Origin of the sequence: Mesorhizobium sp. M0954 (genome assembly GCF_040319155.1) — a bacterium.
Taxonomy (GTDB): Bacteria; Pseudomonadota; Alphaproteobacteria; order Rhizobiales; family Rhizobiaceae; genus Mesorhizobium.
The window spans coordinates 104,857-124,923 of record NZ_JAMYNR010000017.1 but is presented as its reverse complement, the minus strand read 5'-3'; the positions used below and the strand labels follow the sequence as shown (position 1 = coordinate 124,923).

Genomic DNA, 20,067 nt, shown 5'->3' with positions numbered 1-20,067 from the left:
TGGGCCATCTTGAAGACCGGATCGCAGCGCAGCCGGTTGGCGTCGTTGCCGTCCTCGTAGCCGGCGGCGATCATCTTCATGCGAAAGCCGATCATGTCCGCCAAGCTGTGGACGACCTGGTCCGGGCAGCGCGGATCGTCGATGCAACGCGCCAGACGCTCGGCCACCCGCAACCGCTTTTCCACCTCGGCCAAAGCCAGAACGCCGCTGTTGGACGACAGCATGCCGCCGTCGAAACGGGCGACGACGGACTTGCCGCCGACTGATGACAAACCGCTCAGCGGCAGCGTAAGATCGTTCATGGTGGGTGTGGTCTCCTGGAAATGGTTCGGATCGGCTTAAGCAACCAAATCCTACGTCATTTCAATGGCTTGCGCCACATCCACCAACCCCCATGAATTTTTCAGGCTAGATTGGCGAGTTCATGCAAAGTCAATCTTGAAGCCACGGGTCAGGTAAGCTTGAGACTATTCCCGCTGCGGTGTGGCAGCCACGCAACGTCAGGCGCCTGGACCCCTTGGCCCTGTGAAAACCGGGTATGGTTCCGCATTAGGAGTCGTCGGGCTTCGCCGGCGTGATTATATGGAGGCCAAACGAGCTGTCCCCCATGCGCTTTCCGCCTGCTTTCCTCGACGAGATCCGCGACCGCGTGCCGATTTCTTCGGTGATCGGCCAGCGCGTCGCGTGGGACAGGAAGAAGACTAACGCGCCGCGCGGCGACTATTGGGCGTGCTGTCCCTTCCATGGCGAGAAGAGCCCGTCCTTCCACTGCGAGGACAAGAAGGGCCGCTACCATTGCTTCGGCTGCTCGGTTTCGGGCGACCATTTCAAGTTCCTAACCGAACTTGACGGGATGAGCTTTCCTGAAGCGGTCGAGAAGATCGCCGACATGGCCGGCGTGCCGATGCCGGTTCGCGATGCCCAGGAGGAGCGGCGCGAAAAGGAACGCGCCAGCCTGACTGACGTCATGGAGATGGCGACGGCGTTCTTCCAGGAACGGCTGCAGGGACCGGAAGGGGCAAAGGCCCGCGCCTATCTGCGCGACCGGGGGCTGACACCGGCGACGCAGCAGTCTTTCCGCCTCGGCTATGCCCCCGACAGCCGCAATGCGCTGAAGGAGCATCTTGCCGCCAAGGGTGTCCCCAAGGCCGACATCGAGGCGTGCGGGCTGGTGCGCCATGGCGACGACGTCCCGGTTTCCTACGATTGGTTCCGCGACCGCATCATGTTCCCGATCCCGGATTCCAGGGGCAAGATCATCGCCTTCGGCGGGCGGGCACTGGCGCCGGATGCGCCGGCCAAATACATGAACTCGCCCGATACGGAGCTCTTCCACAAAGGCAACGTGCTCTACAATTTCGCCCGTGCGCGCCAAGCGCTCGGAAAGGGGGCGCTGGCCAAGGGCGGCACGGTCATTGCCGTAGAGGGCTACATGGATGTGATCGCGCTGGCGCAGGCCGGCTTCGAAAACGTGGTGGCGCCGCTCGGCACCGCGTTGACTGAAAACCAGCTCGAACTTCTATGGCGCATGGCTGGCGAGCCGGTGCTGTGCTTCGACGGCGACCAGGCCGGGTTGAAGGCAGCGTGGCGCGCCGCCGACATGGCGCTGCCGGCGGTCCAGGCAGGCCGCTCCGTGCGCTTCGCCCTGCTGCCGGAGGGCAAGGATCCCGACGATCTGGTCAAGGGTGACGGGCCGGATGCGTTCCGCGCCGTGCTTTCCGAGGCACGGCCGCTGGCCGACCTCTTGTGGATGCGCGAGACCGCCGGCGGCATCTTCGACACGCCGGAACGGCGGGCGGAGCTCGAAAAGACGCTCCGCGAACTGACCAGCCGCATCCGCGACGAGAGCCTTCGTTATCACTACCAACAGGAAATGCGCGAGCGCGTACAGAGCTTCTTCGGGACCCAGCGCGGACGCCAGGGACGTCAGGACGGACGGCCAGGTGAGCGCTTCCCGGGCAGGGTCTCAGCACCCGGCGGACAGTTTGCACGTGGCGGCAATGCCGGTGGGCGCACCGCGATCACCGAAAGCCTCGGCCGCTCGGCGCTGGTCAAACGCGGCGGCGAGGGCATGTCGGTGCGCGAGGCGACGATCATTGCGGCCCTCGTCAACCATCCCGTGCTGATCGACGAGAATTTCGCCCATGTCGAGTTCCTCGATCTCGCCAATTCCGATCTGAAGCGGCTGCATGCGGCCATCCTCGACGCTATGGCGCACGATATGGCCAACAACCGCGAGGCTGTAATCGCGACGATCGAGCGGGCCGGCTGCGGTGAGATCTGGCAGCGCGCGGTGGCGCTGATCAAACGTGCGCGGCAATGGCCGGCGCTGGAAACGGCAGCACTCGACGATGCTCGCGATGCGTTCAGCCAAGCTCTCCACTTGCAGCGCAGCGCGCGCACCTTACATAAGGAGCTGAAGCAGGCGGAAGCAGCGCTCGCCAGCGATCCCACGGACGAAAATTACCGGCACCTGGTCGAAATCCAGGCGCAATTTCGTGATGTGCAGGCAACGGAAGCGCTGATCGAAGGGTTTGGCGTATCGTCGGGCAGAGCTGGGCGCGTTTAGATCGAAGCCTCCAGAAGACTGAAATGTAAGGACGTGCTTGCGCGTTGAATCAAGCGTGCGGTGCTCTAAGTCGGGTAATTGATTCGCTTTTTTCATGCGAATCATGCGAGAGGCGCTTGACCTTCCGGCAGAATGGCGGAATCAGGTCGATTCGAAACGTTAACCCGCCCCGGCATCGACGGGAATGCAGCGATGTAAGGTACTGATCACTGGACAGGCAGTCAGCTTGCCACAGATATCAGGGTTAATCTGGACTTAACGAGAGATGCAGTTACTGGCCCGGTAAAGCGCGTTCTGGAAAGAGCGCATCCAATTTGACCGGACCGGCAGCTTACGCGGCTTTGATACTCAGCCGCTTGGAGAAAATAAAGACTATGGCGACAAAAGAAAAGGAAGAAGTCGAGACCGAACGCGAGGCCGCGACCGATGGCCCTCTGCTCGACCTTTCCGACGATGCTGTCAAGAAGATGATCAAGGCCGCCAAGAAACGCGGTTATGTCACCATGGACGAGCTGAATTCGGTGCTGCCCTCGGAGGAAGTGACCTCCGAGCAGATCGAGGACACGATGGCCATGCTTTCCGACATGGGCATCAACGTGGTCGAGGACGACGAGCAGGGCGAGGAGCCCGAAGCCGCCGATACCGCCGCTGACGCCGAGGAAGACGCCAACGAGCTGGCCGAGCAGACCGGCACCGCCGTCGCCGCCACCACGACCAAGAAAGAGCCGACCGACCGCACCGACGATCCGGTCCGCATGTATCTGCGCGAGATGGGCTCAGTCGAGCTTCTGTCGCGTGAGGGCGAAATCGCGATCGCCAAGCGCATCGAGGCCGGCCGCGAGACGATGATCGCGGGCCTGTGCGAAAGCCCGCTGACTTTCCAGGCCATCATCATCTGGCGTGACGAGCTCAACGAATCGAAGATCCTGCTGCGCGAGATCATCGACCTCGAGGCGACCTATGCCGGGCCGGAGGCCAAGCAGGCGCCGGTTGTCGAGCGTATCGAGGAAGCCAAGACCGAGGAAAAGTCGCGCCGTTCGCGTGAGGACGAGGACGACATCACCAATGTCGGCGGCGACACGCGTGGCCTGGTGGACGACGACGAGGAAGACGATGACGAGGCGAGCCTGTCGCTGGCGGCCATGGAAGCGGAACTGCGCCCGCAGGTGATGGAGACGCTCGACGTCATTGCCGACACCTACAAGAAACTGCGCAAGCTGCAGGACCAGCAGGTCGAGAACCGGCTGGCTGCCGCGGGCACGCTGTCGCCCAGCCAGGACCGCCGGCTGAAGGAATTGAAAGACCAGCTGATCAAGGCGGTGAAGTCGCTGTCCTTGAACACGGCGCGCATCGAGGCGCTGGTCGAGCAGCTCTACGACATCAACAAGCGCCTGGTGCAGAACGAAGGCAAGCTGCTCAGGCTGGCCGAAAGCTATGGCGTGCGCCGCGAGGAATTCCTCAAGGAATATCAGGGCTCGGAGCTCGATCCGAACTGGACCCGCTCGATCGGCAATCTGACTTCGCGCGGCTGGAAGGAATTCACCAAGAACGAGAAGGACGCCATCCGCGACCTGCGCGCCGAGATCCAGAACCTCGCCACCGAGACGGCGATTTCGATCCAGGAATTCCGCAAGATCGTCAACCAGGTGCAGAAGGGCGAGCGCGAAGCCGCGATCGCCAAGAAGGAAATGGTGGAGGCCAATCTGCGCCTCGTCATCTCCATCGCCAAGAAATACACCAATCGCGGCCTGCAGTTCCTCGACCTGATCCAGGAAGGCAATATCGGCCTGATGAAGGCGGTCGACAAATTCGAATACCGCCGCGGCTACAAGTTCTCGACCTACGCGACGTGGTGGATCCGGCAGGCGATCACCCGTTCGATCGCCGACCAGGCGCGCACCATCCGCATTCCGGTGCACATGATCGAAACGATCAACAAGATCGTGCGCACCTCGCGCCAGATGCTGCATGAGATCGGCCGCGAGCCGACGCCAGAAGAACTGGCGGAAAAGCTCGCCATGCCGCTGGAAAAAGTGCGCAAGGTGCTGAAGATCGCCAAGGAGCCGATCTCGCTCGAAACGCCGGTCGGCGACGAGGAGGATTCGCATCTTGGCGACTTCATCGAGGACAAGATGGCGATCCTGCCGATCGACGCGGCGATCCAGGCCAATCTGCGCGAGACGACGACGCGCGTATTGGCCTCGCTGACGCCGCGCGAAGAGCGCGTGCTCAGAATGCGCTTCGGCATCGGCATGAACACCGACCACACGCTTGAAGAAGTCGGCCAGCAGTTCTCGGTCACCCGCGAGCGCATCCGCCAGATCGAAGCCAAGGCGCTGCGCAAGCTCAAGCACCCGAGCCGGTCGCGCAAGCTGCGCAGCTTCCTGGACAGTTAGGCTAGGCTTCCGTGGGGGAGATAACAGAGAGACGGTCATTGCGCCGCCTCCTCCCACGGGTCATCGTTTTCAGCCTGGCCGGTCTTACCATTCACCTATTGGCTCTACTTGGAGCAATGATCTTCGGTCATTCTTTTGTGCCGTCGCAACGTTATGTGAGCGACCACGATATGATCGCGAAATCGATTGCTATACCTGCTGGCTGCTTAATTCTCGTTCTTTACTGCCGAAAGTTTGCAAGGGACTTCGACGCCCCGCAGGTGTCCATCAAGACCCTCATCCTTTCTGGTTTTGGCGTTATTGTGTTGCCTTTTATTTTCGGCGTTTTTATCCGTGCAACTGTCCTGACTGCATACCCGCTCTGGCTGGCGGCACTGATGGGGAAGCATACGCAACTCGAATTTTCCGTCAGTGATACGGCGGGTTGGTCTTACCGCTGTCCGAATAGAGTCAGTCTGGCGGGCATGCCGATGATGACCGGCACTCTATGCGGTATCTCGGACAACTTTCGTAATACACTTCATCAGGGCACTCGGGTCGTGTTGACCGGGCGCGGCACGGCGGACGGACTTTTTGCGGCGGGAATTGATGTTGTTCAATAACTGTAATTCCACAGGGATTTGTCCGTGATAGTGACAGCCGGATGAAAGCGGTTGACATTTGCATGATAGGGCAATGGCCATCGACGGTTCACCGGGCTCGTGGTGCAGTCGGCTGCATGAGACCGGCCGCGAGCCGAACTGGCGGAAAAGCTCGCCATGCCGCTGGAAAAAGTGCGCAAGGTGCTGAAGATCGCCAAGGAGCCGATCTCGCTCGAAACGCCGGTCGGCGACGAGGAGGATTCGCATCTGGGCGACTTCATCGAGGACAAGATGGCGATCCTGCCGATCGACGCAGCGATCCAGGCCAATTTGCGCGAGACGACGACGCGAGTATTGGCCTCGCTGACGCCGCGCGAAGAGCGCGTGCTCAGAATGCGCTTCGGCATCGGCATGAACACCGACCACACGCTTGAAGAGGTCGGCCAGCAATTCTCGGTCACCCGCGAGCGCATCCGCCAGATCGAAGCCAAGGCGCTGCGCAAGCTCAAGCACCCGAGCCGGTCGCGCAAGCTCAGAAGCTTCCTCGACAGCTGAGGCCGGGTGACGGATAAGCAGTTTCAAGGGCGCCGGTGGCGCCCTTTTCCGTTTGGGCACAGGCGATCACGATTGAACGCGCCGCTCTTGCGTGTCGTGCCCTACGAGAGGATAATTCCGCGACGGACGCATTCTCTGGGCGACAAACCCGGATGCCCGCCCCGGCAGTTGGACGCCGTGCTCCGTGGCACCGGAGGGAGGTGTGCCATGACAACTTACATCGTGCTGATCAACTGGACGGAACAAGGCGCCAAAAACGTGCGCGAATCGCCGAAGCGGCTCGATGCCGCCAAGAAGCTGCTGGGAGACATGGGCGGGTCCTTCAAGGCATTTTATCTCACCATGGGGGATTGCGACATGGTGGCCGTGCTCGAAGCGCCCGACGATGCCGTCCTGGCTCGTTTCTCGTTAATGCTGGCGACGGCTGGCAACGTCAGGACTCGGACGCTCAAGGCTTTCCCGGAGGATGCCTATCGCGAGATCATCACCTCGCTCGGCTGAGCCGCGGCGTCTGAAGCGCGTCGCGCTGAACGGCCTTTGCGACGCGCTTTAAGCTCTTCTTTTTATGCATGTCGTTATCGTAAAACCGCTGCGTACCCTTTGGGCGACCTGGATCAGCGAAACCGGCCATTCCGCCGGTATCGTGTCACGTTGCGGCGCAACGGCATTTCTCGGATAATCCGTGCGTGTCCTCTGGTGCCGTTTCGAAACATGAGCAAGCCTCTGCTGACCGTCTGGTATAATACGCGCTGTCCGGTCTGTGATGCCGGTATCAGCCGGCAGAAGCGGCGGCTGATCGAGGCGGTCAAGGCCGGGCGGATCGAATTTCGCGACATCAATGCCGAACCGGCGGCGCTGGCCGGATACGGCATCGGGCTGGAGGACATCCGGCGCCGGCTGCATGCGACCGACGCCGGTGGCAAATTGCTGGTCGGCGCCGATGTTGCCATTGCTGTATGGCGGACGACGCCCGGCGAAGGCTGGCTCGCAACGCTGTTCGGCAATCCTGGCGCACTGCCGTTGACGCGCTATGGCTATGATCGTTTCGCCGATCTGCTCTACGCCTGGAATCGGCGCAAAGGCCGCTGGTAGCGGTATTGTTCGCTCCGCACCGAAAGGTCCGGAGATTGTTTCCAGGCCTTTCGCGTGCCCTGCTATCGAGCCACGGGCTCGCAAAGCCAGCCAATGATGCAGCGCACCGCCGGCAGCACCAGCAGCAGCGTCGGAAAGGCCACCAGCCAGGACAGGCCCCAAGCCGTCAGCCAGGTGGCCGGCATGTCGGCCTGGAAGCCAAGGCTTTTCAGTGTCGAGATGAACGACACGATGAACGTCATCAGCAACGACAGCACCAGCGGGCCGAGCACGGCGGCATAGCGCGCAGGCAGCTTGCTGCGGGGGGTCATGGTCATTTGGATTTCCCTGAAGCATCCGGTTCGTCGCCTTGCATCCATTCGCCGGTATTGTCGGCGTAACTGCCCGGAACGACCGGGGTGGATGCGTTGCTTCACGTCAGACGCTTACGGAGCGGCCTTCGGCCCTCATGCACCCTCTAGCTGCCCTCGCTGGCGAAATCAATCCTGCTGGTGCCATTTTCAGATACATCGTAAGATATATCTTGACTCGACCGTGGCGGGCACTTAGTTGAGATATATCGTAAGACATAACTCAAGGAGCAGACAATGCACAAAGACAATCATTTCAGCCGTCACCGTTTCGGCGAACGCGCCGAGCGCGTCTTCATGCATATGGCCGGCAAGTTCGGCGGACGTGGCGGCGGCTTTGGCCCGTTCGGGCATGGCATGAGAGGCGGCGGACGCGGCGGGCCGGGCGACATGTTCCGCGCCGGGCGCATGCTGGCCGACGGCGATCTCAAGCTGATCACGCTGTCGCTGCTGGCCGAGGCGCCGCGGCACGGCTACGACATCATCAAGGCGCTGGAGGAGCGCACCAGCGGCTTCTACAGCCCGAGCCCCGGCGTGGTCTACCCGACGCTGACCTTCCTGGAAGAGGCCGGCTACGCCGTTTCTGCGGCGGAAGGCAACAAGAAGGTGTTTTCAATCACCGAGGCTGGGCAGGCGCACCTCAACGAAAATCGCAAGATGATCGACCACGTGCTCGAACATCTCGAGCGCTTCGGCCGCAAGATGGCGAAGGCGCGCGACTGGTTCGGCTGGAACGATGACGGCGACGGTGGCCGGCGCGGCCGCGGCCGCTCGGAAAAGCGCGACGAGTTTCGCGCCGTGCGCCACCGGCTGCGCGCCGCGCTCGGCGAAATCGTCGATGCGCCTGAAGCAAAGCAGGCCGAGGCAATCAGCATATTGGAAGCTGCCGCAGAGGCGTTGGAAGCGTTGTCGCGCGACTGATCTCTGGCTGCCAAGCCAGTTGCGGCCCTTGCCCGCTGGGCCAAGGACCGGTACTGAAAATCATCCTGCACCGCGCTATGTGGTGCAGGATGATTGCCGTTGGAGGATACCCCATGTCTTTTCTGAAGCGTCTTTTCGGCGGAGGCAACGAAGCCGCCGAGCCAAAGACAGCGGCGCCGGCAAAGCAGATCGAGCACAAGGGATTTTTGATCAGCGCCACGCCCTACAAGGCGGAGGGCCAGTACCAGACCTGCGGTGTGGTTTCGAAGGAGATCGACGGCGTGATGAAGGAGCACAAATTCATCCGCGCCGACCGCTTTGCCGGGCTTGATGACGCTGTCGACATCTCGATCAAAAAGGGCATCCAGCTGGTCGACGAGCAAGGCGAGAAGATCTTCGGATAGATCGGCTATTACAGCCTTGGGTCGATTGGCTCGCTTTCCAACGCCAGCACGGCGAAGACACACTCGTGAACCCGGCGTAGCGGCTGCTTGGCGACAAATCGCGTTAGCGCTTCGTGGCCAAGCGCGAACTCTCTGAGCGCCAGGCTGCGCTTGCCGGCCAGGCCGCGTTCTCGGAGGCGGACGAGATTGTCGGGCGCGTCATATTCGGGACCATAGATGATGCGCAAATATTCTGGGCCGCGGACCTTCAGCGCCGGCTGGATGAGCCCCTTCTTGCCACGGCTGACGAAGTCGCGTGGTTTGACCACCATGCCTTCGCCGCCTGAGCCAGTCAGCGCTTCCCACCAGGCGACGGCCTCGGCACACGCGCCGCCGTCGGCCAGATCAACCATACGCCATCGAGTCGGCGTGACCACGCCGCCACGGGCAGTCAGACGGTCCGCGAGCGACATGTGCCAGACATGGTCCTGGTCAAACCAAATACGTCCCTCGCTGGCCAGCACGTGGAAAGGCGCGGCCTTAAGGTCCTCGACGCCCGAAACTGGCCATACGTAGGGCGCCCAGGCGGTGGCGTATTTGGCTGCGCGGACGGCCCGGTCTTCAAGGCGTGCGTTCAGGCCGGCTGCATCGACGCCGCGCGCCATCGCACGGGCCAGCGCCTCGCTGCTGGCCTTGAGACCGGCGGCAGAGGATGTGGCCACAGGCGCATACTGGCTTTCGATCAGACTGCCGGCCTTGGCCGACCAAGGCATTATCTCGGCGTCCAGCAGCAGCCAGTCGCTGTTCAATTCCTTCCACAGATCCGCCGCGTCGACCTCGGTGCGAAGACGGGCGAGCAGGTCCTCCGTCATGGCACTGTCATTGAAAAAGGAGCGTCCGGTGCGGGTCCAGATTGCGCCGGTTTCGTCGCCAGGGACCCCGAAGCGGCTGCGTGCCGCCTGCGCGTTCCGGCAGAGCGCGATCACTGCCCGCGAACCCATGTGCTTCTCCTCGCACACGATCTGCGCAACGCCGCGCTCGCGGAAGTAGGCGAAGGCATCCTCCGGACGTTCCAGCCAGCCGTCCTGGCTGCTGGTCTCGGACGGCGACATGGTCGGCGGCAGATAGATCAGCCATTGCGGCGAGAGCGCGAAGCGGCTCATCACCTCCAGTGCTGCCGACGCGTTCTCCTCGGCCACGACAATCCGGCCCCTCAGTCCGGTCTCGATCCAACGGCGACCGGAGACATCCTGATAATCGAGCACGCCGTCGGCGTCGGCCTGTGCCGATTTACCGGGACCGGACCCGCCCAGCGGACGTATCGGCTCCGACCAGGTCTGGATTGCCGGCACCTCGACCAGTTCGCGTTCCGGCCAGCGCAAGGCCGTCAGCTTGCCGCCGAATACGCATCCGGTGTCGATGCACAGGGTGTTGTTGACCCATTCGGCCGATAGCGTGGGCGTATGTCCATAGATAATGGCCGTCTTGCCACGATAGGCCGCGGCCCAGTCGGCGCGGACGGGCAGCCCGAACTCGTCGGTCTCGCCTGTGGTCTCGCCGTACAGAGCGAACTCGCGCACAGCGCCGGAACCGCGTCCGATCATCTCTTCCTTGAGGCCGGCATGGGCGACGGCGAGGCCTCCGCCATCGAGCCAGACATGGCTGCGCAGGCCGTCGAGAAAGGCCGGCAGCGCCTCGCGCAGGCCTCGGTCCTGTGCACTTAGCTGATCGACAGTCTGCTGGAGGCCGTGAGCGACCGTGACCTTGCGGCCTTCTAGCCAGCGGCTGAGTTTGCGTTCATGGTTGCCCTGGACACAGTATGCGGTTCCAGCCGCGACCATGCTCATGGCAATGCGCAGCACGTCGGGCGAGTTGGGACCGCGATCGACGAGGTCGCCGACAAAGACGATCTTGCGGCCCTCTGGTGGGACCACGGTGACCGTTCGGTCGCCCTGATGCTCAGACCAGACGATGCTGTAGCCCAATCGAGCGAGCAGGATATGAAGCTCATCCGAACAGCCGTGGATGTCGCCAATGATATCGAACGGGCCATGGTCGTCGCGCTTATCGGTCCACAGCGGCTGTCGCGACACCTCGGCCGCGTCGATGCTGGCCTCGCTGGTAAGCTTCCAGACTTGGCGGAAGCCCTCGCGTTGGAGGCCCCCAAGACCCTTGCGGACCTCGGTTGTCATGCGCTGGGCGACCCCGGCGCCGAACTGCCGGTCGGCTCGCACCGCATTGCGTGCGACGCACACCTCGACGCCTGGATCGAGGACCACGGCGACGGGCAAAGCGTGCCACTTGCGCGCCAGCTCAATCCAGGGCTTGCGGTCGGCGGCTCGCACATTGGTGGCATCGATGACGGCCAGCCTGCGGTGTTTGAGCCGCTTGCCGGCTATTTCGCGAACCAGATCGAAGGCATCCGCAGAGACGTCCTGGTCGGTTTCGTCGTCGGAGATCAGCGCCCGGCACTGGTCCGAGGAGATAATCTCAGTCGTCAGGAAATGCTTGGTGGCGAAAGTCGACTTGCCCGATCCGGTCGAGCCGATCAGCACGACGAGGGCGAAGTCAGGAATGGTGAGGTGGGTCTTATCAGGTTCTCTCATCGGGTGAACACCGCCATCTGTGTGGGGGCGCCGAGGGTCGGGTCCTCGGCTCCGATACCGCTGAAGGTGGCTGCATAGCCATAGATCTCGCCGATTTTGGCCGCCCAGGCTTGGAACTGAGCCCGGCTCCATTCGAAACGGTGATCGGGATGGCGAAATGCGCCAGGGACCAGTCTTGGAAACAGAGCGTTGTAGTCCGCATTCGGAGTGGTCACGATGACGGATTTGGGCGCCGTCTCACCGAAAACGATGCGTTCGACCAGGGGCAGCCTGTCCTCGTCGAGATGCTCGATGACCTCGACCAGAACGGCGACGTCGGCTGCGGCCCAACGGCTGTCGCGGTAGGTCAGCGATCCATGCAGCAGCGTGACCCGGCCCTCGGGCGGCCCGCCTAATTCGTTCAGCTTGAGACGCTTTGCGGCCCATTCCAGTTCGCGCGCCGCCGGATCCAGACCGAACAGCTTGTGAATCCATCGCTCGCGCACCAGCCTGTCGAGCAGCTTGCCTTCACCGCATCCCAGGTCCGCAACCGTGGTTCCTCGCGTCGCCCGAATGGCGTGGACAACTGCGTCCATGCGCAGATCGTTGAGCCGGATAGGCGTCTCCAGCGCTTCCTCGGGCGTAACGCGCGGCTCGGCAGGTTGTGCCTCGCCAGCCGTCTCGGGAGCCAGCCGCTCCAGGGCGATGCGGGCCAAAGCCCGGCGATTGCCCAGATAGCGGCGCACGATCAGGTCTTTGGCCGGATGGTTTTCCAGCCAGCCTTCGCCTTTGGACAGCAGCTTGTCGATCTCTGCTTCGCCGACCCAGTAATGCTTGGCATCGTCCATCACCGGGATCAGCACATAGAGGTGGTTCAACAAGGCGCTGAGCCAGCCCGTGCCGGTCAGCTTCAGATGGCCGTATCGGGGCTCGCCCGCAGCACCCCCGATTCCTTCGATTGGCGTCAGATCGACTGTCCAGCCCAAGGGTTCGAACAAACTTCGAACCAGAACCTCACCGCCGCGCGTTGGCAGTGGCGTGACCACGGCTTCCAGCGGCAGTTCGCTGTCGGCTAGTTCCTGGCGCTCCTTCGATATACCGGTCATCGCCGTCCGCAGCATTTTGTTCAGCGCCACCGACAGGAAGGATGATGCAGCGTAAGGCCGGTCGTTCACAAATTGGTCTAGCAAGCCTTCTGACTGGCCCTTGCCTCGCACCAGTCCCACCGGGTCGACGTCGAGCAGGAGTGCAGCCTCGCAACGCTCTTCGGTTGCCTCGGGATAGAACAGCCACGCCTTGCCGAAAGACAGGTCGGTCTCGTGCAGGCGATCCGGATGCTTGTGCAGCAAGAAGCCGAGATCGGTGGCCGGACGGTGCGTTGTGGCAACGGAAAGGAACATCCGCGACCGATAGCGCAGACAAGCGGAATAACCAATGGCGGTTGTGTGGCCCACCACAATAGGTTGTCGCCAACGACAACAAGGGCAGGCGCCGGGCGCCTGCCCTTGTACAATTCAGACGATCCTGACGCTTTACGCCGCGGTGGCGACGCGCTCGGCATTACCGGTCGCGGCCACAATGGCGTCGACCTTGGTCGAGGCCTTGGCCAGCGCTGCTGCCACCGCATCGGCGCCCATACCGACTCCTTCGATGCGGATGACCTCGAGATCGGTCATGCCGAGGAAGCCAAGCACGCTGCGCAGGTAGGGAATGGCGTGATCGAACTGCACGGCCGCACCTTCGGAATAGATGCCGCCCGAAGCCAGCACGATGTAGACCTTCTTGCCGGTGACGAGGCCCTTGGGGCCGTTCTCGCCATAGGCAAAGCTCTTGCCGGAACGGGCAATGTGATCGACCCAGGACTTCAGCGTCGAGGAGATGTTGAAGTTGATGAAGCCGGTGGCGAGAATCACCGAATCGGCGGCGAACAGTTCATCCAGCACGACATCGGAGACGCCAACGACTTCGGCCTGGCGCGAGGTGCGCGCTTCGGCCGGCGTGTAGATGCCGGTCGCATAATCGGCATCGATGTGCGGCAACGGATTGGCGACGAGGTCGCGCACGACAAGCGTGTTCGACGGATCGGCGGCAACAAGCTTTTCGGCGAATTCAGTAGCAATACGGGTCGAGTGTGAGGCAGCGCCGCGCGGGCTCGATGTGACAAGAAGGATGGACATAATGGGGTCTCCAGGGTTGGATCAAAATCTCCCGGCAGATATGTGTGCGCAGACCCATTTGAAAAACTGGTATATTTTGTATATTATCCATCTAAAATGTGGATTGAACGATGCAACCGAACCCGACGCTTGACCAACTGCAGATCCTGGTTGCGGTGGCCGAGACCGGCAGCTTCTCGGCCGCCGGGCGCAAATTGAATCGCGCGCAATCGGTGATCAGCTACGCCATCGCCAACCTCGAAGCGCAGCTCGGGCTGAAGCTGTTCGAGCGCGAGGGCACGCGTGAACCGCAACTGACCGATGTCGGCAAGGCGACGCTGGAAGATGCGCGGCGCATGGTCGGCGTGCTGCAACGCATCCGCTCGCGTGTCGACGGATACCGGCAGGGATTGGAGGCGGAAGTGACGCTGTCGGTCGACGTGACGCTACCGTCGCCGGTGCTGGTTCGGGTGCTAAAGGCATTCGAGGCGCAGTTCCCGGCCGTGACGCTGCGTCTGCATATCGGCTCGCTTGGCCTTATCCTCGATCATGTTGTCGGCGGACAGGCCGATCTCGGCATCGGGGGGCTTCTGGGTGAGACGGACGTGAATCTGCTTCGCATCGGCTTCTTCTCCCTGGTGCCAGCCGCAGCGCCTGATCACCCTCTGGCGCTGCTGCCGAGACCAGTGGCGCTAGAGGATGTCCGCGAACACATCCAACTGGTCGTCTCGGACCAGTCCGAGCGTACGCGCGGGCGTGACTATGGCGTCTTCGCCTACCGCACCTGGCGGCTGACGGATGTGCGCACCAAGCACGTGCTGATGCGCGAGGGGCTGGGCTGGGGCGGGCTGCCGCGATGGCTCATCGCCGATGATCTGGCGACCGGGCGGCTCGTCGAACTCGATCTCGAGCCTTACAGCGAAGTCCGCTCGCCGCTCTATGCCATGCACCGCGCCGATCGCAGCCCGAAACCGGCGGCCGCCTGGCTGATCGACCAGTTCAAGCGCCAGCTAGGCTGTTTCAACGAGTTCGAACCGGGTGAGATACCTGAGGAGGAGCCGGAGACAGGCCGTCGATCAGCGCCATGAGAACGGCGCGATAGTCCTCGATCGATGCTCCAGTTTCGATTGCGAGCGCTGCGCGGTCGAAGGCGGCTGCGAGCAAAGCGGTCAGTGCTTCCACAGGCAGTCTCGTCATGGAGTGCGAGCGCATCGCGGCAACAAGGCCGTCGCGCAGCGAACGGTTGCCATGGCGATTGTCGATCGCATCCATGGCGGCGCGGCCGAGCACGGCCGGGCCGTCAAGCAGCAAGAGCCGCGTACGGCCGGGCGCACGCATGGCAGCCAGATAGGCATCCGAGCCGGCAATCAGCGCATCGCGGGCAAATAGCGAAGGCGGCGACGCGCGTTCGATCTCTTCCGAGACGGCTTGCGCCTCCTGTTCGACCACAGCGGCAAACAACGCCTGCTTGTCGGCAAAGTGATGATAGAGCGCGCCGCGCGTGACGCCGGCAGCGGCGACGATCTCGGGTGTGCCGGTCTCGGCATAGGACTTTTCGGTGAACAGTTTGCGAGCCGCGGCGATGAGCTCAGCGCGTGTCGCCTCGGTGCGATCACGGTTGGAGCGACGAGCGGATCCTTGTTGCATACATGCAGCCTGTATGTTATTGCCATTTACATGCAGACTGTATGTTATTTGCCGGGAGAAGGAAAGATGAGGACGACGAGCTATTATCCGGTGCTGATGACGAGCGACGTTGCCGGCACGGCAGCCTTTTATGTTGCGCATTTCGGCTTCAAGCCGCTGTTTGAGGCCTACTGGTACGTGCATCTGCGCTCAGCCGAAGATCGCCGCGTCAACCTCGGCATCGTCCAGGGCGATCATGAGACGATCCCGGAGGAAGGGCGGGGCCGCACATCTGGCCTGCTGATCAATTTCGAGGTCAGGGATCCGGATGCCATCTGTGAGCGGATCACCGCCGCTGGCCTGCCGATCCTGCGAACGCTGCGCGACGAACCCTTCGGCCAGCGTCATTTCATCACCAGGGATCCCAACGGCGTGCTGATCGACGTGATCAGGCCGATCCCGCCGAGCCCAGAATTTATGGCGCAATATGCGCAGGGTGCTGCGGCGCGCTAACTCGCCCGCGCCAACGGCATCACGGTGACCTGAGTAATGCCGGAGCGGCGCACCACCGTGCACAGTGTCTCGCGGCCGATGCGCTCGGCGTCGAGCATGCGCACCAGATCGTCGACGCCGGTGACCGGGCGGCCGTCGATGGCGGCAATAATGTCGCCTTCCCTGAGGCCGGCTTTGGCCGCCGGGCTGTTCTTTTCGACGGTGCGCAGGCGCACCGCCGTGCTGCTCGATACTTGCGACAAAAGGGCTGCGCGGCGCGGCAGGTTGGTGGTGTCGGCGGAAACGCCGATGAAGGCACGGCGCACACGGCCGAAGCGGATGATTTCCGAGATGACGAAATTGGCGGTGTTGGAGGCAACCGCGAAGGCGATGCCTTGCGCACCGTGGATCATCGCGGTGTTAACGCCGATCACCTCGCCAGCCGAGGACACCAGCGGTCCGCCAGAATTGCCGGGGTTGAGCGCGGCGTCGGTCTGGATGACGTCGTCGATCAGCCGGCCGGTGGAGGCACGCATCGAGCGGCCGAGTGCCGAGACGACGCCAGCGGTGACGGTCCATTCGAAGCCGAGCGGATTGCCGATAGCAATAGCAATCTGGCCGCGCCTCAATCGCTTGGAATCGCCAAGCGGCGCGACGTCCGCAAAGTTGCCGTCGGCGCGCACCAGCGCAATGTCGGTGTCGGGATCGCGGCCGAGCACGCGGCCTTCCCTGGAGGCGCCGTCCGGCATTGACACGCGTACGCTGCGCGCATCGCCGACGACGTGGAAGTTGGTGACGACCAGCCCGTCCTGCGCGATGACGAAGCCGGAGCCATGGCCGCCGGGGCCACCGATGCGCTCGATGCGGCAGACAGCGGGCCCGATGCGGTCGACGGCATCGGCGACCGTCGCCGAATAGGCATCGAGAAGGGCATCGTCATATTGCAATTGCTGGGCGGGCAGGGCCATCCGAAGGCTCCGTTTGGAACAAGATGAACAATGCCTATATGTGCGGAGCGGCCGGACCGGCCGCGACCTGACCAGATGGCCAGTCAAATGCCCAACTAGCCGTCAGGCGAGTATCCGCCAACGCCCTGCCGGGCGATATCTGGGTCACGAAGAACCCAGGAGACAAATCATGAGCGATTTCAATCTGAGCACGTTTTCCGACGCCATTGCCGACATCGCGGCAGCCGCGGCACCAGCGACGGCCAGCTTCGCGACGCACCACCGGACGTCAACTGCTTTCCACTGGCGGGACGGCTATTTCGTCACTGCCGAGGAGGCGGTCGAGGCCGGCGAGGAGATCGAGCTGACGTTTTCTTCGGGCGAAGCCGTCAAGGCGGAACTGGTCGGCCGCGACCCGTCCACCGGCACGGCCGTTTTGAAACCGGCCGGCGCGCCGGCCGCCCCGTCACTGGTAAAGGCGGATGCGGTGCGGCCGGGCAACCTGGTGGTCGTGGCGGGCAATAGCGACGGCACCTCGCTCGCTACCTTCGGCACGGTCGGCGAGGTCGGCCCGGCCTGGCGTTCAATGCGCGGTGGCACGATCGACCGGCGCATCAACCTTGCCGTCAATGCCGGCGGCCGTTTCGAGGGTGGCCCTGTGCTCGACGCCAAGGGCGGACTGATCGGCATGCTGCTGTTCGGGCCACGCCGGCGGGCGCTGGTCATGCCTTACGAAACGATCGAGCGGGCAGTCACGACGCTGCGCGAGAAGGGTCATGTGGCGCGCGGCTATCTTGGCGCCGGCCTGCATCCGGTCCGCAATGGTGATACACAGGGCGCCATGGTGATGAGTCTCGACGATAACGGGCCGGCGAAATCAGCCGGTCTCAGTCTCGGCGACATCATCGTGTCGTGGAACGCAGAGACGGTGCATGGCCCGCGCGAGCTGATCCGCAAGCTCGGGCCGGACAGCGCCGGTGCCTTGGTGACACTCGGCGTGGTGCGCGGCGGCGAGAATCGTGAGGTTTCCCTGACCATCGGTGAAAAGCCACTGAGCTGAGGGATAGATGGTAAGCGGTGAGGTCGCTGGCAGACGGCTGACGGTGCTGATCGCGCTCGGTGACGCCGAGCGCACGCGAAGTCTGTCCGCCATTCTCGCCGCGACCGATGATCTGCGGCCGGTTCTGGCCGGCGAAGTCGACGGGCGTGAGGCGGCGGATGTCGCCATCGTCGATGATCATGGGCTACAAGGCGGGCTCGTCGACGCGGCTATGCCTCGCGTGCTGCTATCGTCGCGAGCGGCCCGTGAACGGCCGGCCGATACAGTATTTGCCGTGCTGCCGGTGCAAGCGGACGAGTTGCTGATCGCCGCCGCCGCGCGGCTCGCGGCTGCGGGCTACCGGATTTCGCGTGACAGTCATGCTCTATCCGATCTGCATCACGATTTGACCTTCCATGGCAGCGACCGGTTCGAAGAGGAACCGACTGACGAGCATATCGTCCGGCCGACGCTTTCGCCGCGGGAAGGCGAGGTGCTGGCGCTGCTGGCCGAGGGCGCCCCCAACAAGGTCATCGCGCGGCGGCTGAACATCTCCGTGCATACGGCGAAGTTCCATGTCGCAGCGATCCTGACGAAGCTCGGTGCCGCCAACCGCACCGATGCGATTGCCATCGCCATGCGGCAGGGCCTGGTGCTGGTCTAGTTCAGATTGTCTCAAGGCCGACGCAGCGTAACCCGCATGCGGTGTGTTGGGCCTTGCGCGGCGGTTCTCAGCCGCGCAAGGATCGTGTCTTTCATGTTGCAGGAAGGCGCAAGGATGTCGCTCAAGGGAAAGACGCTTTTCATCTCCGGCGGGTCGCGCGGCATCGGGCTGGCGATTGCGCTGCGCGCCGCGCGCGATGGCGCCAATGTGACGATCGCGGCCAAGACCGCCGAGCCGCATCCGAAGCTGCCCGGGACGATCTACACGGCGGCGCACGAGATCGAGCAGGCCGGCGGCAAGGCGCTGCCGGCGCTGTGCGACATTCGGGATGAAGAACAGGTCGCCGAGGCGGTCGCCAAGACCGTGGAGCGGTTCGGCGGCGTCGATATCTGCGTCAACAACGCCAGTGCCATCCAGCTTACCGGCACGTTGGAGACCGATATGAAGCGCTACGATCTGATGCACCAGATCAACACGCGCGGCACTTTTCTCGTCTCCAAAATGTGCATTCCGCACTTGAGGTTGGCGGAAAATCCTCACATCTTGAATCTGGCGCCGCCGCTCGACATGAAGGCCAAGTGGTTCAAGAACCATGTCGCCTACACGATGGCAAAGTTCGGCATGTCGATGTGCACGCTGGGCATGAGCGCCGAGTTCGCCAGGGACGGCATTGCGGTCAATTCGCTATGGCCGATCTCGACCATCGACACGGCGGCGGTGCGTAACCTCCTGGGCGGGGCGACGGTGGCGGCGATGAGCCGTTCGCCCGACATCATGGCCGATGCGGCATACGCCATCCTGGTCAGGCCGTCGCGTGAGGCGACCGGCAATTTCTACATTGACGAAGAAGTGCTGCGCGCTGAGGGCGTCAGCGATTTCTCGGCCTATGCGCCGGGTGCGACAGGCCCGCTCGCCGGCGACTTTTTTGTGCCGGACGAGGTGTTCGGCCGGACGGATACCAAAATCAAAGGTATCTACTGACGGAAAGTATCTAGCTGACAGGCATATCTCTTAAAGACCGGCACAGACGTGTGCTCAGTCTTCGGCTTTCTTGGCTTTGCCAAGACCCATCAGCCGGTCGATATAGGCAAGCATCAGTGCCGACAGAACGAAGGCCAGATGAATGATGGTCAGCCACATCAGCTGGTCGGTCGTGTAGGAGACCGAGTTCAGGAACACCTGCAAGAGGTGGATCGAGGAGATCGCTACGATTGTCGAGGCGACCTTGACCTTCAGCGAGCCGACATCGATCGTGCCCAGCCAATGCACCTTGCCGTCATTTTCATCGAAGCGGCTGACGAAGTTTTCGTAACCCGAGATGATCACCATCACCACCAGTGAGGCGACCAGCGCGGCATCGATGAGGCCGAGTATTTTCAGGATGGTGTCGGTGTCATCGAGCGTGAAGGCAACGGAGACGAACTCGAACAGCTTGTTGCCGAAGGACACGGCATAGATGGCAAGTGCCGCACCCAGTCCGAGATAGAAGGCGACCAGCAGCCAGCGCGAGGCGAGAATGATCGATTCGATGGCGAGTTCGAGGCGCTTCATGCGGCGATTCGGGCTCCGTTATCGGAGTGCCGTATTTCGGGCAGGCTGCGGCGGTTTGCAAGGTTTCAAAAAAACGAAACCCCGCCGGGGAGGGGAACCGGCGGGGCTCGTGTGTCCCGCTGGAGTCGGGACAGGGCAGGGAACGCCCTTTCCAGAATCT

The 20,067-nt window shown here is 62.8% G+C and carries 20 protein-coding genes and 1 pseudogene; 13 read left to right on the top strand and 8 right to left on the bottom strand.

Annotated features, from left to right (window positions below; translation table 11 throughout):
* Positions 1 to 302, bottom strand: a 302-nt coding sequence (locus NKH93_RS22730; protein WP_352972148.1) for a transposase, incomplete at its 3' end; no start/stop codon positions are given.
* Between the two features lie 305 nt (positions 303 to 607).
* Between NKH93_RS22730 and dnaG the strand changes: the two genes are divergently transcribed.
* The 6 genes and pseudogenes from dnaG (at position 608) to NKH93_RS22700 (ending at position 7,193) form a co-directional block, all read left to right on the top strand.
* Positions 608 to 2,569, top strand: a complete 1,962-nt coding sequence (dnaG, locus tag NKH93_RS22725; protein WP_352771682.1) for a DNA primase — start codon at positions 608 to 610, stop codon at positions 2,567 to 2,569.
* A gap of 374 nt (positions 2,570 to 2,943) precedes the next feature.
* On the top strand, positions 2,944 to 4,965 hold the full coding sequence (gene rpoD, locus NKH93_RS22720) for an RNA polymerase sigma factor RpoD (RefSeq protein WP_023678297.1): 2,022 nt from the start codon (positions 2,944 to 2,946) through the stop codon (positions 4,963 to 4,965).
* 38 nt (positions 4,966 to 5,003) lie between these two features.
* On the top strand, positions 5,004 to 5,567 hold the full coding sequence (locus NKH93_RS22715; RefSeq protein ID WP_352473952.1) for a hypothetical protein: 564 nt from the start codon (positions 5,004 to 5,006) through the stop codon (positions 5,565 to 5,567).
* Between the two features lie 135 nt (positions 5,568 to 5,702).
* Positions 5,703 to 6,101 (top strand): annotated as a pseudogene (locus NKH93_RS22710) (sigma-70 family RNA polymerase sigma factor); the annotation flags it as partial.
* Between the two features lie 207 nt (positions 6,102 to 6,308).
* Positions 6,309 to 6,602: a GYD domain-containing protein gene (locus tag NKH93_RS22705; RefSeq protein WP_352450720.1), complete on the top strand. Its 294-nt coding sequence runs from the start codon at positions 6,309 to 6,311 to the stop codon at positions 6,600 to 6,602.
* 210 nt (positions 6,603 to 6,812) lie between these two features.
* The gene (locus NKH93_RS22700; protein WP_352922840.1) at positions 6,813 to 7,193 is read left to right on the top strand and encodes a thiol-disulfide oxidoreductase DCC family protein; all 381 of its coding nucleotides are present in this window, start codon (positions 6,813 to 6,815) and stop codon (positions 7,191 to 7,193) included.
* A gap of 62 nt (positions 7,194 to 7,255) precedes the next feature.
* Here NKH93_RS22700 and NKH93_RS22695 read toward each other — a convergent pair whose 3' ends face one another.
* Entirely contained in the window at positions 7,256 to 7,510 is a 255-nt protein-coding gene (locus NKH93_RS22695) for a DUF2798 domain-containing protein (RefSeq protein WP_352922837.1), read from the bottom strand.
* 270 nt (positions 7,511 to 7,780) lie between these two features.
* On the opposite strand from NKH93_RS22695, the gene NKH93_RS22690 reads away from it, so the two are divergent.
* Positions 7,781 to 8,464 (top strand): PadR family transcriptional regulator, encoded by a 684-nt coding sequence (locus tag NKH93_RS22690; RefSeq protein ID WP_352922835.1) that lies wholly within the window; start codon positions 7,781 to 7,783, stop codon positions 8,462 to 8,464.
* Positions 8,465 to 8,577: 113 nt separating this feature from the next.
* Positions 8,578 to 8,868, top strand: coding sequence for an HlyU family transcriptional regulator (locus tag NKH93_RS22685; protein WP_023678291.1), 291 nt, complete (start codon positions 8,578 to 8,580; stop codon positions 8,866 to 8,868).
* Between the two features lie 8 nt (positions 8,869 to 8,876).
* On the opposite strand, the gene NKH93_RS22680 is transcribed toward NKH93_RS22685, so the two are convergent.
* The 3 genes from NKH93_RS22680 to NKH93_RS22670 all read right to left on the bottom strand — a co-directional run bounded on the left by NKH93_RS22680 (position 8,877) and on the right by NKH93_RS22670 (position 13,609).
* On the bottom strand, positions 8,877 to 11,453 hold the full coding sequence (locus tag NKH93_RS22680; RefSeq protein WP_352922832.1) for a polynucleotide kinase-phosphatase: 2,577 nt from the start codon (positions 11,451 to 11,453) through the stop codon (positions 8,877 to 8,879).
* A complete protein-coding gene (locus NKH93_RS22675; RefSeq protein ID WP_352836219.1) occupies positions 11,450 to 12,832 on the bottom strand; it encodes a 3' terminal RNA ribose 2'-O-methyltransferase Hen1 in 1,383 nt (460 codons plus the stop codon). Before NKH93_RS22675 ends, NKH93_RS22680 begins: the two co-directional genes overlap by 4 nt.
* A 132-nt stretch (positions 12,833 to 12,964) precedes the next feature.
* Positions 12,965 to 13,609: an FMN-dependent NADH-azoreductase gene (locus NKH93_RS22670; protein ID WP_352491493.1), complete on the bottom strand. Its 645-nt coding sequence runs from the start codon at positions 13,607 to 13,609 to the stop codon at positions 12,965 to 12,967.
* A gap of 110 nt (positions 13,610 to 13,719) precedes the next feature.
* On the opposite strand from NKH93_RS22670, the gene NKH93_RS22665 reads away from it, so the two are divergent.
* A complete protein-coding gene (locus NKH93_RS22665) occupies positions 13,720 to 14,676 on the top strand; it encodes a LysR family transcriptional regulator (protein ID WP_352450726.1) in 957 nt (318 codons plus the stop codon).
* On the opposite strand, the gene NKH93_RS22660 is transcribed toward NKH93_RS22665, so the two are convergent.
* Positions 14,609 to 15,235: a TetR/AcrR family transcriptional regulator gene (locus NKH93_RS22660; RefSeq protein ID WP_352683626.1), complete on the bottom strand. Its 627-nt coding sequence runs from the start codon at positions 15,233 to 15,235 to the stop codon at positions 14,609 to 14,611. The genes NKH93_RS22665 and NKH93_RS22660 overlap by 68 nt on opposite strands.
* A gap of 66 nt (positions 15,236 to 15,301) precedes the next feature.
* Here NKH93_RS22660 and NKH93_RS22655 point away from each other — a divergent pair, with 66 nt between their 5' ends.
* On the top strand, positions 15,302 to 15,727 hold the full coding sequence (locus NKH93_RS22655) for a VOC family protein (protein ID WP_352836222.1): 426 nt from the start codon (positions 15,302 to 15,304) through the stop codon (positions 15,725 to 15,727).
* On the opposite strand, the gene NKH93_RS22650 is transcribed toward NKH93_RS22655, so the two are convergent.
* Positions 15,724 to 16,674: a S1C family serine protease gene (locus NKH93_RS22650; RefSeq protein WP_352491490.1), complete on the bottom strand. Its 951-nt coding sequence runs from the start codon at positions 16,672 to 16,674 to the stop codon at positions 15,724 to 15,726. The two genes, NKH93_RS22655 and NKH93_RS22650, sit on opposite strands and share 4 nt — an antisense overlap.
* A 169-nt stretch (positions 16,675 to 16,843) precedes the next feature.
* On the opposite strand from NKH93_RS22650, the gene NKH93_RS22645 reads away from it, so the two are divergent.
* The 3 genes from NKH93_RS22645 (at position 16,844) to NKH93_RS22635 (ending at position 19,337) form a co-directional block, all read left to right on the top strand.
* Positions 16,844 to 17,713 carry a S1C family serine protease gene (locus NKH93_RS22645; RefSeq protein ID WP_352491489.1) on the top strand — a complete coding sequence of 290 codons (870 nt, stop codon included), beginning with the start codon at positions 16,844 to 16,846 and terminating at the stop codon, positions 17,711 to 17,713.
* A 7-nt stretch (positions 17,714 to 17,720) separates the two neighbouring features.
* Positions 17,721 to 18,356, top strand: coding sequence for a helix-turn-helix transcriptional regulator (locus NKH93_RS22640; protein ID WP_352473965.1), 636 nt, complete (start codon positions 17,721 to 17,723; stop codon positions 18,354 to 18,356).
* Positions 18,357 to 18,470: 114 nt separating this feature from the next.
* On the top strand, positions 18,471 to 19,337 hold the full coding sequence (locus tag NKH93_RS22635; protein ID WP_352473967.1) for an SDR family oxidoreductase: 867 nt from the start codon (positions 18,471 to 18,473) through the stop codon (positions 19,335 to 19,337).
* Positions 19,338 to 19,391: 54 nt separating this feature from the next.
* Here the strand turns inward: NKH93_RS22635 and NKH93_RS22630 are convergent, their stop codons facing one another.
* Positions 19,392 to 19,907 (bottom strand): TIGR00645 family protein, encoded by a 516-nt coding sequence (locus NKH93_RS22630; protein ID WP_352450730.1) that lies wholly within the window; start codon positions 19,905 to 19,907, stop codon positions 19,392 to 19,394.
* Between the last annotated feature and the right edge of the window lie 160 nt (positions 19,908 to 20,067).